Below are 14,999 nucleotides of genomic sequence, written 5' to 3' on the forward strand. Positions count from 1 at the left end.
ACAGAACGGTCACGGCCGCACAGGAAGCACACAGGCGGGCGACGGCAGCGGCCACGAGCCGCGGACCGAGCCGTCCGCGGCCAGCACCGCGAGGTCGCTCGAGACCTGGTCGACCACGACCGTCCAGCCGTCCACGACCTCGAAGTGGCGGGGCCAGCTGCCCGGCAGCGCGTGGTCCGCGACGTGCTCGAGCAGGCCATGGTCGGTGGTGCGGAACTCCGCCAGCACGTCGGCCGTGCGGGTGCCGACGAGGAGCCGACGACCGTCGAGCAGGACGTGGGACGGCAGGGCGCCGGCGACGGGGGTCTCGATGGCCGGCACCGTCTGGACGGGCGTGCCCGTGCCGGTGGCCGCGTCCCAGGCCAGCACGCGGACCGTCACGTCGAGCTCGCCGACGACATAGGCGAACCGGCCGTCGGCGGAGAACGCGAGATGGCGCGGGCCCGTACCCGGCTCGAACGTGACCGCGATGCCGTCGTCGCGCAGGCCCTCGTCGTCGCGACGGTAGCGCCGGATCTCGTCGGTCCCCAGGTCCACCACGAGCACCCAGCCGCCGGGCGCATGCACGACGAAGTGCGCGTGCGGTCCCTCCTGGCGCTGCGGGTGCGGGCCGCCGCCGACGTGCCCGAGCATGCGGACGTCGCCTGCGAACCCGCCGGTCCCGTCGAGCGGCAGGACCGCGAGCGAGCCGCTGCTGTAGTTGGCGACGAGCAGGGCACCGCCGTCGGAGTCGAGGAGCAGGTGGCACGGGTCGGCGCCGCCGCTGGGCACGACCTGCCGCTGCACGAGCGAGTCACGGACCACGTCGAAGGCGGTGATCGTGCCGTCCGCCTGCTCGTTCGCGGCGTACAGGACTGACCCGTCCGCGCTCAGCGCGAGGAACGACGGGGACGGGGTCTCGACGACCTGACGGGCGTCCTGCACGGCTCCGTCGACGAGGTCGACCCGCCAGATCCCCTCCCCGAGTCCGACCGGGGTGCCGGCGCCGGCGACGGGATAGGTACCGATCCAGAGGCTGCTCACGGGGGACGAGCCTACGTGCGCTCACCCCTGAGCCACGGTCCCGGGTCGGCCAGCACGCCGCCCAGCACTGCGAGCGCGGCGCCCGTCATGGCGGGGTAGGCGCCGGCGCGGGCCTGCGAGACCGTGAGCGGTGCCCACGGCGCGAAGATCACGGAGGCGTCGAGCTGCTCCTGGACCGCCTCCCGGACGTGCTCGAACAGCCGGCCGAAGGTGCCGCCGAGCACGACCTCGTCGACGTCGACCACGTTCACCGCCGCCGAGAGCGCCACGCCGAGCGCCCTGCCCGCCTGCTCGACCGACTCCTGCGCGCGCCGGTCGCCGGCCTCGAGGGCCGCCAGGAGGGCGTCGACGCGTCCCGTCGGCTCGATGCCCGCGTTGCGCAGCATGGCGTCCTGGCCGGCGAGCTCCTCGAGCGAGACCCCGTCCACGCGGATGTGCCCGATCTCGCCGCTCCACCCGCGCCGGCCGCGGAAGAGCTCGCCGTCGAGCACGAGCGCGCCACCGATGCCGACCTCGCCGGACACGTACACGAACGATCCGCCGCGGCGCGCGTGCGCCTCGGCTCGCGAGGCGAGGTTGGCCTCGTTGGCGAGCCGCGTGGGATTCGCGCGGGCCCCACCGTTGCGGCCGTTCTCGCCGAGCAGCGCGACGATGTCGATGTCCCGCCAGCCGAGTCGCGGCGCGATCCGCAGCGGTCCGGTGACCCGGTCGACGAGCCCGGGCAGGGCGAGCACGGAGCCGGCCACGGCGACGTCACCGAGGGTCGCGACGGCGTCGTCGGCGATCTGCTGGAGGCGGTCGAGCACGGTCCGCGGGTCCGAGTCGCGCAGGTCCTCGAGCTCCACGTGCTCGGCCAGCACGTCTCCCGACAGGTCGAGCACGAGGACGCCGAGATAGTCGACGTTCACCTCCATGCCGAGCCCGGCCACCGTCCCCCGCTGTGCCACCAGCGGCACCGCCGGGCGGCCGGCCCGCTGCGTCTGGGTCGGTTCGAGCTCGCGGATCAGTCCCGCCTCGACGAGCTGGTCCACCAGGCCGGTCACGGTCGCCCGCGCGAGGCCGGCCTGAGCGGCGACCTGCGCGCGCGAGAGCGGTTGGGGCGCCTCGACGATCATGCGCAGCGCGACGGCGAGGTTCTGGTCCCTCATCTGCTCCTGGCGCGCCATGGGGTTGACCTTAACGGTATTCGGGGATAAATTCATCGCGTAAACCAATCTCGATGAGGAGACACGACATGGCACTGCAGCCCACCCCGGAGGACAAGTTCTCGTTCGGCCTCTGGACCGTCGGCTGGAACGCTCAGGACCAGTTCGGCAGCGCCTCGCGGCCGTGGCTCGACCCAGTCGAGTCCGTGCACCGCCTCGCCGAGCTCGGCGCCGCGCACGTGACGTTCCACGACGACGACGTCGTCCCGTTCGGCTCGTCGGACGCCGAGCGCGAGAAGATCCTCGACGGCTTCCGGTCGGCGCTCGCCGAGACCGGCGTGACCGTCGAGATGGTCACCACCAACACCTTCAGCCACCCGATCTTCAAGGACGGCGCGTTCACGTCGAACGACCGTCGCGTGCGCCGCTACGGCCTGCGCAAGGTCGTCCGCAACGTCGACCTCGCCGCGTCGCTGGGCGCGTCGACCTTCGTCATGTGGGGCGGCCGCGAGGGCGCCGAGTACGACTCCGCCAAGGACCTGTACGCCGCGCACGAGCGGTACGCCGAGGGCATCGACACGGTCGCCGCCTACATCAAGGAGAAGGGCTACGACCTGCGCATCGCGCTGGAGCCCAAGCCCAACGAGCCCCGCGGCGACATCCTCCTGCCCACGATCGGCCACGCCCTCGCGCTCATCGCGAAGCTGGAGCACGGCGACATCGTCGGCCTGAACCCCGAGGTCGGGCACGAGCAGATGGCCGGCCTCAACTACACGCAGGGCATCGGCCAGGCGCTGTGGGCCGGCAAGCTGTTCCACATCGACCTGAACGGCCAGAAGTCGATCAAGTACGACCAGGACCTGGTGTTCGGGCACGGCGACCTGTTCTCCGCGTTCGCCACGGTGGACCTGATCGAGAACGGCTTCCCGTCCGGCGGCCCCACGTACGACGGTCCCCGGCACTTCGACTACAAGCCGTCGCGCACCGAGGACGCCCAGGGTGTCTGGGACTCGGCGGCGGCCAACATGTCGACCTACCTCCTGCTCAAGGAGCGCGCACAGGCGTTCCGCGCCGACCCCGAGGTGCAGGCGGCACTCGAGGAGTCCGGCGTCTTCGAGCTCGCGCAGCCGACGCTCGCCGAGGGCGAGACCCTGAGCGACCTGCTCGCCGACACGTCCGCGTACGAGGAGCTGGACGTGGACGCGGTGGCCGCGCGCGGCTTCGGCTTCGTGCGCCTCAACCAGCTGGCGCTCGAGCACGCCCTCGGCGCCCGCTGACCGGGAGGCCGTCACCTGGGCCTTCAGGTGACGGCCTCCCTGCCCCCGCAACGTCCGCACTCGTGAGGCCCTGAACCCTCACGGGCGCGGACGTTGCGGCCCTTTCTCCCCGGTAGCGTCCGCGTTGCTGGGTCTTCGTCGCTGTCTGAGGGGATCGTCATGACGCTCGTTGCCGGGGTGGACTCGTCGACGCAGTCCTGCAAGGTCGTGGTTCGCGACGCATCGACGGGTGCGCTCGTGCGCAGCGGCCGGGCGCCGCACCCCGACGGCACGTCCGTCGACCCGCGGCACTGGTGGGACGCCCTGCAGTCCGCCCTCGCGCAGGCAGGCGGTCTCGACGACGTCGCCGCGATCTCCGTCGGCGGCCAGCAGCACGGTCTCGTCGCCCTCGACGCGGGCGGGAGCGTCCTGCGCGACGCCATCCTGTGGAACGACACGCGCTCGGCCGGCGCTGCGACCGACCTGACCGACGAGCTCGGCGCCGCCGAGTGGGCGTCCGCCGTCGGGTCCGTCCCGGTGGCCTCGCTGACCGTCACCAAGCTGCGCTGGCTGCGCGACGCCGAGCCGTCCGTCGCGGCCAAGGTCGCGGCCGTCGCGCTCCCGCACGACTGGATCACCTGGCAGCTGTCGGGTGCCGTCGGCCTGGACACGCTGGTCACGGACCGGTCGGACGCCTCCGGCACCGGCTACTGGTCCCCTTCGAGCGGGTCCTACCGGCATGACCTGCTCGAGCTCGCCCTCGGCCACGGCGCGCGGCTCCCCCGCGTGCTCGGTCCCTCCGACGCGGGCTACCGCGCGCTCGGCGGCCAGGTGCTCGGCCCGGGCGCCGGAGACAACGCCGCCGCGGCCCTCGCCCTCGACCTGGCCCCCGGCGACGTCGCCGTCTCCATCGGCACCTCGGGCGTCGTCTCGGCGGTGTCCAGCGCCCCGACCGCCGACGCCTCCGGACTGGTCAACGGGTTCGCCGACGCCACCGGCGCCTTCCTCCCGCTCGCGTGCACGCTCAACGCCTCCCGGGTCCTCGACGCCGCCGCGCGCATGCTGGGCGTCGACCACCACGGCCTGTCCGAGCTCGCGCTGAGCGCACCCGCCGGCGCCGACGGCCTCGTCCTGATCCCCTACCTCGAGGGCGAGCGCACGCCCAACAAGCCCGACGCCACCGGCGCCCTGCACGGGATGCGGCTGGCCAACACGACACCCGCGCACCTGGCCCGCGCGGCCGTCGAGGGCATGCTCTGCGCGCTGGCCGACGGCATCGACGCGCTGCGCGCCCAGGGCGTGCCGGTGCAGCGGCTGTTCCTCGTGGGCGGCGGTGCGCAGTCCGCCGCCGTGCGCGCCATCGCGCCGACCGTCCTCGGGCTCGACGTGCACGTCCCGACGCCCGGCGAGTACGTCGCCGACGGGGCGGCCCGGCAGGCCGCCTGGGTGCTCTCCGGCGAGGCGCCCGCGTGGAGCGCGGCCACCGAGGCTGCCGTCCACCGCGCCGAGCCGCAGCCGCACGTGCGGTCCCAGTACGCGGCGGTCCGCGAGCTCACGGGCACGCGGCCCCTCTGACCCGGTCCCCCTGACGCACGAGAGCCCGGCGCGGGGGCGCCGGGCTCGTCGTCGACCGGCGGGGGCCGGTCATTGCTCTGCTCGCGTCAGTGCGACGCGTCGTACGCGGCCTTGACCTCGGCCGAGATGCGGCCACGCTCGGACACCTGGTGCCCGTGCTCCTTGGCCCACTCGCGGATCGCCTGCGCGTCGCTGGACGACGAACGACGGCCGCGGGGGGCCGACTTGCTGGCCGTGCGGCCACCGACCTTGCGCGCGTGCCCGACCCACTGGGCGAGCGCGTCACGCAGCTCGGTCGCGTGACCGGCGGTCAGGTCGATCTCATAGGTGACGCCGTCCAGTCCGAACGTCACGGTTTCATCGGCGGTTCCACCGTCGATGTCGTCGACCAGGAGAACCTGGACCTTCTGCGCCATTGTTCGCTCCGTCTGGCTGAAATTACAATGCGGACGCGGTCACTATCGCATCGGCACATGAGAGCGTCAAACGCTGGAGGTCGGCGTTTCCCCATTGATGTTTCGTGCCTTGGCGGCCTCGGCGATGCGTTCCTCGGCATCCATTTTTGCCAACGCCTGCCGTTCCGTGCGGTCTGCATTGACGAGCGCGCGGATCGCCACCCAGAACAGCAGGCCGACGCCGATCGACGGAAGCAGCGCTGCGAGGGCCGTGAACAGGGGATTCATCTCACACCTGAGGTTTCACGAGAGGAAAGAGGATGGTCTCCCGGATGCCGAGCCCGGTGAGCGCCATGAGAAGTCGGTCGATGCCCAGGCCGATGCCGCCGCTCGGCGGGAGCGCGTACTCGACGGCCGTGAGGAAATCCTCGTCGACGCGCATCGCCTCGTCGTCACCGGCGGCCGCGAGCAGCGCCTGGGCCTCGAACCGCTGCCGCTGGATCACGGGGTCGACCAGCTCGGAGTAGCCCGTGGCCAGCTCGACGCCCCGCACGTAGAGGTCCCACTTCTCGACGACACCCGGCACCGACCGGTGCTGACGGACCAACGGGCTGGTCTCCACGGGGAAATCGCGCACGAATGTCGGCGCGTACAGATCGTCGCCGACGCGGTGCTCCCACAACAGCTCGACGAGCTTGCCGTGATTGATCTTCTTGGGGTCCGCCTCGATGTCGAACTTCTCCGCGAGAACCAGCAGGTCGTCCAACGACGTCTCGGGGGTGATCGGAATGCCGAGCGACTCGGCCAGCGAGTCATACATCGAGAGCTGTGCCCACTGGCCGCCCAGCTCGTACTCGGTCCCGTCGGGCAACGCGACCGTCGTCGTACCCAGAACGTCGAGCGCGGAACGCTGCACGAGATCGCGCGTCAATTCCGCCATCGTGTCGTAGTCGCCGTAGGCCTCGTACGCCTCGAGCATCGCGAATTCCGGCGAGTGCGTGGAGTCGGCGCCCTCGTTGCGGAAGTTCCGGTTGATCTCGAAGACGCGCTCGATTCCACCGACGACCGCACGCTTCAGGAACAGCTCGGGCGCGATCCTCATGTAGAGATCGATGTCGAAAGCATTCATGTGCGTGATGAACGGGCGCGCCGTGGCGCCGCCGGGCTGCGTCTGCAGCATCGGCGTCTCGATCTCGATGAAGTCGCGCGCGTGGAAGTTGTCGCGCAGCGAGCGGATCATCGCCGGGCGCAGGCGGGCCGTCTGCCGGGCCGTCGGACGCACGATCAGGTCGACGTAGCGCTGCCGGACGCGGGCCTCCTCGGACAGCTCGACGCCCTCGTACAGGTTGGGCAGCGGGCGCAGCGACTTGGCGGCGATCTGCCAGGCGTCCGCCAGGACCGAGAGCTCACCGCGTCGCGACGAGATCACGCGGCCGTGCACGAACAGGTGGTCCCCGAGGTCGACGTCCGTCTTGAACGCGGCGAGGCGCTCCTCGCCGACCGCGTCGAGGCTGAACATCGCCTGCAGCCGGTTGCCCTCGCCGTCCTGCAGGGTGGCGAAGCAGAGCTTGCCCCCGATGCGCACGAAGACCACGCGACCGGCAACGCCGACCTCGTCATCCGTCTCGGTGCCGGCCTCGAGGTCGGGGTACGCGGCACGGACCTGCGCGATCGTGTGGGTGCGCGGGACGCCGACGGGGTAGGCCTCCTGCCCCGTCGCCAGGAGTCGCTCGCGCTTCTCCCGCCGGACGCGGATCTGCTCGGGGGCGTCGTCGGTCGGTGCCTCAGTCACCGGGCAAGGATACCGGCGCGTCCTGTGCGGTCGCGGCGAGGGGTTCCAGGTCCAGCGCCAGGTCCAGGATCGGCGACGAGTGGGTCAGCCCGCCGACGGACAGGTAGTCGACCCCCGTCTCGGCGACCTCGCGCGCACGGTCGAGGGTCAGGTTGCCCGTCGCCTCCAGCTCGACGCCGGCGTCCTTTGCCCGGACCGCCTGTACGACCTGCCGCAGGACCGGCGTCGGCATGTTGTCCAGCAGCAGGAACCGCGCGCCCGCGTCGACCGCCTCCAGCGCCTGGTCGAGCGTGTCCGCCTCGACCTGGACCAGGACGTCGGGGTACCGCGACCGGATCGCGTCGATCGCCGCGGTCACCGAGCCGGCCGCGACCACGTGGTTGTCCTTGACCATCGCGACGTCGTAGAGGCCCATCCGCTTGTTCGTCCCGCCGCCGCAACGCACCGCGTACTTGTCGAGCGCGCGCAGACCGGGGGTCGTCTTGCGGGTGTCGAGCACCTGGGCGCCGGTGCCCTCCAGCACGTCCGCCCAGCGGCGGGTGTGCGACGCGACGCCGGAGGCGCGGCTGGCCAGGTTGAGCAGGGTCCGCTCCGCGACCAGCAGCACCTGGAGCCGTCCGGCGAGGACCGCGAGCACGTCGCCGCGCACCACGCGGGAGCCGTCGGAGATCCGCTGCTCGACGGTCGGCGTCGGCAGGCCGAGGCGCTGGGCCACCTGCTGCAGCACCGCCGGCACAAGCACCAGCCCCGCCACGACACCGGCCTCGCGCGTGACGAGGTCCGCCGACCCGGTCGCGTCCGGCGAGATGGTCGACTGCGTCGTGACGTCCCGGCCGGGAGCCGGGCCGAGGTCCTCGTCGAGCGCGGTCGCGACGGTGCGGGCGACCCAGTCCGGGTCGAGTCCGGTGATGCTCACGGCTGCACGCTAGCGGTTCCCGACCTGGACGATCGCGTCCGTCCGGGACCGTGCGGCCGCGGCCGAGATCGACCCTCCGGCGCGAGAACGGCTGTGCGGACGGGCGATCTCGGGGCGAAGGGTCGCCCTCGCCGCGCAGACAGGCGCACACGGCTCACAGGCTCAGCTTGAAGCCTTCGTGGGACTGCTCGTAGCCGAGCGAACGGTAGAACCGGTGCGCGTCGGCCCGGCGCTTGTCCGAGGTCAGCTGCACGAGCACGCAGCCTCGCGCGCGACCGCGCTCGTGCGCCCAGAGCATCATCTGCCGGCCGATCCCGCCGCCGCGCAGGCGTGCGTCGACGCGCACGGCCTCGACGAGCAGCCTCGTTCCTCCGTGCCGCGAGATCCCGGGGACGTAGGTCAGCTGCATCGTGCCGATCACCTTGCCGTCGAGCTCGGCGACCACCAGCTCGTTGTTCGGGTCGGCCTCGATCGCCTCGAAGCCGGCGAGGTGCCGGCCGTCGAAGGCGCCGGTGCGCTCGGCCGAGACGACGTCGTCGGCGATGAGCTCGACGACCCGCGCCAGATCCTCGAGGCGGGCGGGCCGGAAGCGGACGCTCACGTGAGCGGCACGCGGCGCGTGGTCAGCGTGCCGTCGGCGTCCAGGGAGGCCTCCAGCCGCAGGCGCCAGGCCTCGACCTGCGAGGGGAAGTCGCTGCGGGCGTGGCCACCCCGGCTCTCCTCGCGCTCCAGCGCGGTCGCGGTCAGCACGGTCGCCACCTGGTGCACGTTCGTCGTCTCCCACTCGGCGACCTGGGGTGCGGCCAGCCGGCGCCCCTCGTCGCTGCGCAGGTGCGCGTCCGTGGGCACGGCAGCGAGGGCGGCCGTCGCGCGCTGCAGCCCCTCGCCCGAGCGCAGGACCCCCGGCCCGTCCGAGGCGATGCGCTGGACCCGGGAGCGGGAGGCCGCCGCCACCAGCGCCGCGTCCCCGGACCGCTCGACCGGCTCGACCGTCGAGAGCGGCTGCGTCGCGATGTGCCGTGCCGCGCGCGTGGCGAACACGAGGCCCTCCAGCAGCGAGTTCGACGCGAGCCGGTTGGCGCCGTGCACGCCTGTACAGGCGACCTCCCCCACGGCGTACAGGCCCGGCACCGTGGTCCGGCCGACCAGGTCCGTCACGACGCCGCCCGAGTGGTAGTGCTGCGCGGGCGCGACCGGGACCAGGTCGGTCGCCATGTCGATCCCGTGCTCGGCCAGCCGGTCGTGGATCGTCGGGAAGCGGCGGCGCAGGAAGTCCGCGCCCAGGTGCCGGGCGTCCAGCCAGACGTGGTCGGCGCCCGTGAGCGCCATCCGGCGCACGATGGCGTGGGCGACGATGTCGCGCGGGGCGAGCTCGGCCATGGGGTGCACGTCCGGCATGAACCGCACGCCGTCGGTGTCGAGCAGCAGGGCGCCCTCGCCGCGCACGGCCTCGGACACGAGCGTCAGCTGGCCCTTCACGCCGGCGCCCAGCCACAGGACCGTCGGGTGGAACTGCACGAACTCGACGTCCCCGAGCACCGCGCCCGCGCGCAGCGCCGCGGCGATCCCGTCGCCCGTCGCCTGCGACGGGTTGGTCGACGAGCGGAACACCTGGCCGATGCCGCCGGTCGCGAGCACGACAGCGCTGCCGAGGGCCGCGCCGACGCCGTCGCGCTGGCCCTCGCCGATCACGTGCAGCGTCACGCCGCACGCGCGGCCGGGCCGGCCGTCCGGTCCCGGCGGGCCGGTCAGCACGTCCAGGACCAGCGCGTGCTCGATCACCTCGATGCCCGGGTCGTTGCGCACCGCCTCGATCTGCGCGACGAGCGCGCGCGAGACCTCGGCACCCGTGGCGTCACCACCCGCGTGCACGATCCGGTCGGCGTGGTGACCGCCCTCGCGGGTCAGCGAGATGGTGCCGTCGGGTGCCCGGTCGAACACGGCACCGCGCTGGACCAGCTCCCGGACGCGGGCGGGACCCTCGGTGACCAGCACCTCGACGGCGCGCGGGTCGCACAGGCCCGCACCGGCGACGAGGGTGTCCTGCAGGTGGGCGGCCGGCGAGTCCGAGGGGTCGAGCGCCGCGGCGATCCCGCCCTGCGCCCAGACCGTGGAGCCCGACGCGAGGATGTCCTTGGTGACGAGCAGGACCCGCGGGACGCGCGTGCGCAGCTCGAGCGCGGCGGTCAGGCCGGCGATCCCCGACCCGACGACGACCGCGTCGGCCTGCACGGTCCAGCCCGGCGCGGGCGCCGCGAGCCGGGTGGCCAGGGCGGTGGCCGTCCGGACGGCCTCGGCCGGGTCGCCGACGAGCGCCGTCACCGGCTCTCCCCGACGAGTGCGCGCCCCTCGGCGAGCGTCAGCCCGCTCGGTTCGAGGTCCGACCAGTCCGGGACCTGGCCGGGGTCGTCGCCGAGCGCCACCGCGCGGTTCTGCTCGTCGACGAGCACGACGCGCGGCGCGTAGGTGCGGGCCTCGTCGTCGGCCATCGCGCCGTAGGCGATGAGGATCACGACGTCTCCGGGATGGACGAGGTGTGCGGCCGCGCCGTTGACGCAGACCTGGCCGGGTGAGCCCGCGATCGCGTAGGTGGTCAGGCGCGCCCCGTTGGTCACGTCGACCACGTCCACCTGCTGCCCGGGCAGGATGTCGGCGGCCGCCAGCAGCGCAGCGTCCACCGTGATCGAGCCGACGTAGTGCAGGTCGGCCTGGGTGACGGTCGCGCGGTGGATCTTGCCGGTCATCATCGTGCGCTGAAGGCTCGTCACGCGGTGACCTCCACGGTGGCGTTGTCGATCAGGCGCGTGCTCCCCACGGTCGCGGCGAGCAGCAGGAGCGCCCCACCGCGGAAGGACGCGTCGACCTCGTCGAACGTGTCGGGGTCGACGAGCGCCACGTAGTCGATGTCCTCGACGCCGGAGGCCTGCAGGGTGTCGAGGGCGATGGACCGGATGTCGTCGACCGTCTGCTTGCGCGCGGCCAGCCGCAGCGCGTGCCACAGCCCGAGCGCGCGACGGCGCTCGTCGTCGGACAGGTAGGCGTTGCGGCTCGAGAGGGCCATGCCGTCCTCGTCGCGGACCAGCGGGGCGCCGTGCACCACGACCGGGACGTCGAGGTCGCGGACCATGCGGCGGACCGCGGCCAGCTGCTGGGCGTCCTTGCGGCCGAACAGCGCGACGTCGGGGCGGGTGAGGTGCAGGAGCTTGAGCACGACGGTCAGGACGCCGTCGAGGTGGCCGGGGCGGGACACGCCCTCGAGCACGTCGCCGATCGCGCCAGCGCTGACCCGCACGATCGGGTCGCCGTCCGGGTACATCACGGACGGGTCGGGGGCGAAGACGATGTCGTCGGGACCCAGCAGCCCGGGGCCGGAGAGCAGCGCGAGGTCGCCGTGCAGGTCGCGCGGGTAGCGGGACAGGTCCTCGCCGGCGCCGAACTGCAGCGGGTTCACGAAGATCGTCACCACCACGGCGTCGGCCAGCTCACGGGCCTTCGCGACGAGGGACAGGTGGCCGGCGTGCAGCGCGCCCATCGTCATGACGACGGCCCGCCGGTGCGGCCTCGCCGTGTGCGCGGCACGACCCTCGGTGCGCGGCACCGCCTGCACGTCCTGCACCGCCAGCGCCGCGGCGAGCTCCTCGCGCGTGTGCACGAGGGTCGGCGTCGTGGTCTGCGTGGTCATTGGTCGTCCTCCTGCGGGCTCACGTCCCCTTGCAACGCCGGGGAGCCCTCGTTGATGCCGTCCAGAACGTCCTGCGCCGCGCTCGCCGAGATCAGACCGGCCGCGAGCGCCCTGGCGGCGGCCGATCGGGCCAGAGCACGGTACCCCTCGACGACGTCCACCGCCCCCGTGCGGGCGGCGAACCCCGCCAGCGCCACCCCGTGCTCGCGGACCGTGCCGGCATCCCCGCGGCGCACCGGGCCCGTCAGCGCGCTGATCGCGCCCGCGCCCCGGCTGCCGGTGGCGGGATCGGTGGGCGACTCCGCGCGCAGCGCTCCGTCGAGCGCCGCCTCGAGCAGCGGGGTGAGCATCCGTCCGGGATCCGCCACGCCGGCGGCCGCGAGCGCCTGGGCGGCCTGCGCGACGAGGACGACGAGATGGTTCGCGCCGTGCGCGAGGGCCGCGTGGTAGAGGCCGCGGGCCTCCTCGTCGAGCACCACCGGCTCGCCGCCGATCTCGACGACGAGCGCCTGCCCGATCGGCAGCACCGGGCCCGGCGCCGTGACCGCGAACGAGCAGCCGACCAGGCGGGCCAGGTCCAGCGACGTGCCCGTGAACGTCATCGCGGGGTGCAGCGCCAGCGGGATCACGCCCGCAGCCCGCGCCGGCGCAAGGACGTCCACGCCGAACCGACCCGACGTGTGCACGACGATCTGGCCGGCCTGCCAGGCGCCCACGTCGGCCAGGCCCTTCACGAGGCCCGCGAGCGCGTCGTCGGGGACCGCGAGCAGGACCAGCTCCGCGCGACGGACCACCTCGGGGATGTCCAGCACGGGCACGCCCGGCAGCAGCGCGGCGGCGCGCTCTCGGGAGGCCTCCGAGATGGCKGAGACGGCGACCACCGGGTGGCCCGCACCGCGCAGTGCGCTGCCGAGGACCGCACCGACCCGTCCCGCGCCGACGACGCCGACCCCGAGCCGGCCCGGTCGCGCGGCCGGGTCGCTCATGCGGGCGGTCCCTGGTCTGGGGGGTGCACCGCGGGGACGTCGGCGACGGGTCGCGGTGTGGGGAGGTCGGCCGCGGGCTGCGTCGCGGGGATGTCGACGACGGGCTGCGATGCGGAGACGTCGGGCTGCGTCGGCGGGACCTCGGCCACGGGCTGCGAGGCCGGCGTCGGGACCCCGACGGCTCGCATCCACTGCTCGGGCGACGCGGTCGCGCGGGCGGTGCGGGCGCGGGCCGCCTGCTCGTCGAGGAGCTCGGCGGCGATCGCGGCGCCGAGGTGGTTCACGCGGGGCGCGACGGGACCGGGCGTCGAGTGCAGGACGAACGACGCGAGCCCGAGCCTGCGCTGGATGGCCCCCTGCTCGAGGCCCAGCGACTGGGTCCGCTCGTGCGGCACCACGTCGACCTGCCGCCAGAACCTCCCCGACCGGGTGACCAGCGCCCGGTCGGTGACGCGGAAGCCGTGCCGCCGCCACCCGATCGGGTCGACCCACCGGGCGCTGCGGGGCGCCCCCGTGAAGCCCGCGTCGTCGCCGGAGCTGTCCAGCGCCGCGTTGACCAGGGCCACCGGGTCCGCGACCCCGAGGTCCGGCAGCACGAGCCACAGGGCGGTCATCGCCTCGCCGCGGGTGGCCACGGGGTGCAGCACGGTGTCCCGCTGCGACTCGTTGCCCTGGCCGTACCCGGCGACGTTGATCTCGACGCGCCACCAGTCCTTGCCACGCCAGAGCGGGGTCTGCGTGAGGCGGATGGCCTGCACGCGGCCGGGGGGCACGGTCTGGGCGCGGTTCTCGGTCAGCCCGTGGCGCAGGCGGATGCCGTCGGGCGAGATGGCCGCCCGGAAGTTGGCGCCCTGGTTGACCCGGTTCCAGACGAACGCGGCGCCACCGAAGATCGCGGGCAGCATGTAGAACAGCGCCCCGAACTCGCCGGACACGACGACGGCGACGACGATGCCGGCGGCCGCGAGCAGGAGCGTCGGCACCGCCCCGGAACGCAGCGTGGCGACGATGAGCCGCGCCATCGGCAGCTCGTAGACCTCGCGCTCGGGAGCCGCGCCGAACACGGCCGGCGGCGCGGGCGTCGTCGTCGGTACCGGGATGCCGCCCTGGTCCGGCGCCGACGCGACGGGCGCAGGCGCCGCCACGGCCGGACGTCGCAGACCTGCGGCCAGCGCGAGCAGCTCGGCCCGCAGCACCTCGGCCTCGGCCTCGCGCAGGAACGCGAGCGAGACGCTGGAGCCCTCGCCGCCGGCGACCTCGATCTTCAGCTCGGACAGCCCGACCAGCCGCGCCAGCAGCGGCTGCACCACGTCCACGGCCTGCAGCCGGTCGAGGCGGGCCTGTCGCTGCTGCCGGAACAGGAGGCCCGTGCGCAGGTGCACCGCCTCGTCGGTCACGGCGAACCGGGTCACGCGCCAGGCCAGCGACGAGTACGCGAACCCGATCAGGGCGATCACCGCGATGGCGGCCAGCACGATGAGCCACGTGCGGCCGTGCCGCAGGTCGACGGCCTCGCGCAGGTTCTCGGACTGGATCACGACGATGCCGACGACGACCGCCAGGATCCGCCAGCCCTTGAGCGCCGGGGTGATCGGGTGCATCCGGCGCCAGCCGACGATCGCGTCGGGCCCCTCGACGGGCTCGTGCTCGACGGGCGGCGCGCCGGGGAAGGGCTCGGTCACAGCCCCGCCAGCCGGGCCTCGCCCCGAGAGGCCATCCGGTCGCGCAGGCGGGCCGCCTCGTGCGGCGGCAGGCCGTCGATCGCGGCGCTCGTCGCGGGAGCGGCCGTGTGCAGCTGGACCGTCGCGATCCCGAACCGGCGGGCCAGCGGGCCGGCGTTGACGTCCACGTACTGCATGCGCCCGTAGGGCACCACGACCATCGAGCGGAACATGATCCCGTGCCGCACCAGCAGGTCGTCGGCGCGTTCCGCGTAGGCCATCGCACCGACCTGACGCGGCACGAGCCAGCCGATCCACACGCCGAGCAGCACGACGAACGCCGGCAGCGACCAGAGCCACGCCTCGCCGGCCGCCACCGCCACGATCACGAGCACGACCAGCAGCGGCACCAGGAACAGGCCCGCGACCGTCAGCCGTGCGCCGATCAGCTTGCGGGACACGGGGGTCCAGGTGACGTCGCTCGGGTCGAAGGGCTCCCGGCTCGGCGGCAGCGCGTCAGAGGTCATGGTGCCCATCCTGTCACCGCGCGGGATCGCGCCGGCGCGTC

General features: G+C 73.7%; 15 protein-coding genes. 2 read left to right on the forward strand and 13 right to left on the reverse strand.

Going from position 1 to position 14,999, the window contains the following annotated elements:
* Positions 1-9: 9 nt before the first annotated feature.
* Both AC1DZC_RS16290 and AC1DZC_RS16295 read right to left on the reverse strand, forming a co-directional pair.
* Positions 10-1,023 (reverse strand): lactonase family protein, encoded by a 1,014-nt coding sequence (locus tag AC1DZC_RS16290; protein WP_477043984.1) that lies wholly within the window; start codon positions 1,021-1,023, stop codon positions 10-12.
* Positions 1,024-1,034: 11 nt separating this feature from the next.
* Positions 1,035-2,189 (reverse strand): ROK family protein, encoded by a 1,155-nt coding sequence (locus tag AC1DZC_RS16295; protein ID WP_477043985.1) that lies wholly within the window; start codon positions 2,187-2,189, stop codon positions 1,035-1,037.
* Between the two features lie 68 nt (positions 2,190-2,257).
* On the opposite strand from AC1DZC_RS16295, the gene xylA reads away from it, so the two are divergent.
* Both xylA and xylB read left to right on the forward strand, forming a co-directional pair.
* Complete coding sequence (gene xylA, locus AC1DZC_RS16300) at positions 2,258-3,445, forward strand: xylose isomerase (protein ID WP_477043986.1); 1,188 nt, start codon at positions 2,258-2,260, stop codon at positions 3,443-3,445.
* Between the two features lie 159 nt (positions 3,446-3,604).
* Positions 3,605-4,999 (forward strand): xylulokinase, encoded by a 1,395-nt coding sequence (xylB, locus tag AC1DZC_RS16305; RefSeq protein ID WP_477043987.1) that lies wholly within the window; start codon positions 3,605-3,607, stop codon positions 4,997-4,999.
* A gap of 86 nt (positions 5,000-5,085) precedes the next feature.
* Here xylB and AC1DZC_RS16310 read toward each other — a convergent pair whose 3' ends face one another.
* The 11 genes from AC1DZC_RS16310 to AC1DZC_RS16360 form a co-directional block, all read right to left on the reverse strand.
* Positions 5,086-5,415: a histone-like nucleoid-structuring protein Lsr2 gene (locus AC1DZC_RS16310; RefSeq protein ID WP_477043988.1), complete on the reverse strand. Its 330-nt coding sequence runs from the start codon at positions 5,413-5,415 to the stop codon at positions 5,086-5,088.
* A gap of 66 nt (positions 5,416-5,481) precedes the next feature.
* The gene (locus AC1DZC_RS16315; protein ID WP_477039701.1) at positions 5,482-5,682 is read right to left on the reverse strand and encodes a hypothetical protein; all 201 of its coding nucleotides are present in this window, start codon (positions 5,680-5,682) and stop codon (positions 5,482-5,484) included.
* 1 nt (position 5,683) lies between these two features.
* Positions 5,684-7,186, reverse strand: coding sequence for a lysine--tRNA ligase (gene lysS, locus AC1DZC_RS16320; protein WP_477043989.1), 1,503 nt, complete (start codon positions 7,184-7,186; stop codon positions 5,684-5,686).
* Positions 7,179-8,102 carry a carboxylating nicotinate-nucleotide diphosphorylase gene (gene nadC / locus AC1DZC_RS16325; RefSeq protein ID WP_477043990.1) on the reverse strand — a complete coding sequence of 308 codons (924 nt, stop codon included), beginning with the start codon at positions 8,100-8,102 and terminating at the stop codon, positions 7,179-7,181. Before nadC ends, lysS begins: the two co-directional genes overlap by 8 nt.
* 154 nt (positions 8,103-8,256) lie before the next feature.
* Positions 8,257-8,703 carry an N-acetyltransferase family protein gene (locus AC1DZC_RS16330; protein ID WP_477043991.1) on the reverse strand — a complete coding sequence of 149 codons (447 nt, stop codon included), beginning with the start codon at positions 8,701-8,703 and terminating at the stop codon, positions 8,257-8,259.
* On the reverse strand, positions 8,700-10,424 hold the full coding sequence (locus tag AC1DZC_RS16335; protein ID WP_477043992.1) for an L-aspartate oxidase: 1,725 nt from the start codon (positions 10,422-10,424) through the stop codon (positions 8,700-8,702). The genes AC1DZC_RS16330 and AC1DZC_RS16335 overlap by 4 nt, the downstream gene beginning before the upstream one ends.
* Positions 10,421-10,870, reverse strand: a complete 450-nt coding sequence (panD, locus tag AC1DZC_RS16340; protein WP_477039696.1) for an aspartate 1-decarboxylase — start codon at positions 10,868-10,870, stop codon at positions 10,421-10,423. The genes AC1DZC_RS16335 and panD overlap by 4 nt, the downstream gene beginning before the upstream one ends.
* The gene (gene panC / locus AC1DZC_RS16345; protein WP_477043993.1) at positions 10,867-11,784 is read right to left on the reverse strand and encodes a pantoate--beta-alanine ligase; all 918 of its coding nucleotides are present in this window, start codon (positions 11,782-11,784) and stop codon (positions 10,867-10,869) included. The genes panD and panC overlap by 4 nt, the downstream gene beginning before the upstream one ends.
* Complete coding sequence (locus AC1DZC_RS16350; RefSeq protein ID WP_477039694.1) at positions 11,781-12,770, reverse strand: Rossmann-like and DUF2520 domain-containing protein; 990 nt, start codon at positions 12,768-12,770, stop codon at positions 11,781-11,783. Before AC1DZC_RS16350 ends, panC begins: the two co-directional genes overlap by 4 nt.
* Positions 12,767-14,452: a PH domain-containing protein gene (locus tag AC1DZC_RS16355; RefSeq protein ID WP_477043994.1), complete on the reverse strand. Its 1,686-nt coding sequence runs from the start codon at positions 14,450-14,452 to the stop codon at positions 12,767-12,769. The genes AC1DZC_RS16350 and AC1DZC_RS16355 overlap by 4 nt, the downstream gene beginning before the upstream one ends.
* On the reverse strand, positions 14,449-14,958 hold the full coding sequence (locus tag AC1DZC_RS16360; protein ID WP_477043995.1) for a PH domain-containing protein: 510 nt from the start codon (positions 14,956-14,958) through the stop codon (positions 14,449-14,451). The genes AC1DZC_RS16355 and AC1DZC_RS16360 overlap by 4 nt, the downstream gene beginning before the upstream one ends.
* Between the last annotated feature and the right edge of the window lie 41 nt (positions 14,959-14,999).

The organism is Cellulomonas sp. P2_B4 (assembly GCF_056404795.1).

Bases quoted from the DNA above. Each gene is read 5' to 3' on its own strand.
- AC1DZC_RS16310 (WP_477043988.1), bottom strand. From the start codon at position 5,415: ATGGCGCAGAAGGTCCAGGTTCTCCTGGTCGACGACATCGACGGTGGA.
- xylB (WP_477043987.1), top strand. From the start codon at position 3,605: ATGACGCTCGTTGCCGGGGTGGACTCGTCGACGCAGTCCTGCAAGGTC.
- AC1DZC_RS16295 (WP_477043985.1), bottom strand. From the start codon at position 2,189: ATGGCGCGCCAGGAGCAGATGAGGGACCAGAACCTCGCCGTCGCGCTG.
- AC1DZC_RS16360 (WP_477043995.1), bottom strand. From the start codon at position 14,958: ATGACCTCTGACGCGCTGCCGCCGAGCCGGGAGCCCTTCGACCCGAGC.
- xylA (WP_477043986.1), top strand. From the start codon at position 2,258: ATGGCACTGCAGCCCACCCCGGAGGACAAGTTCTCGTTCGGCCTCTGG.
- AC1DZC_RS16315 (WP_477039701.1), bottom strand. From the start codon at position 5,682: ATGAATCCCCTGTTCACGGCCCTCGCAGCGCTGCTTCCGTCGATCGGC.
- panC (WP_477043993.1), bottom strand. From the start codon at position 11,784: ATGACCACGCAGACCACGACGCCGACCCTCGTGCACACGCGCGAGGAG.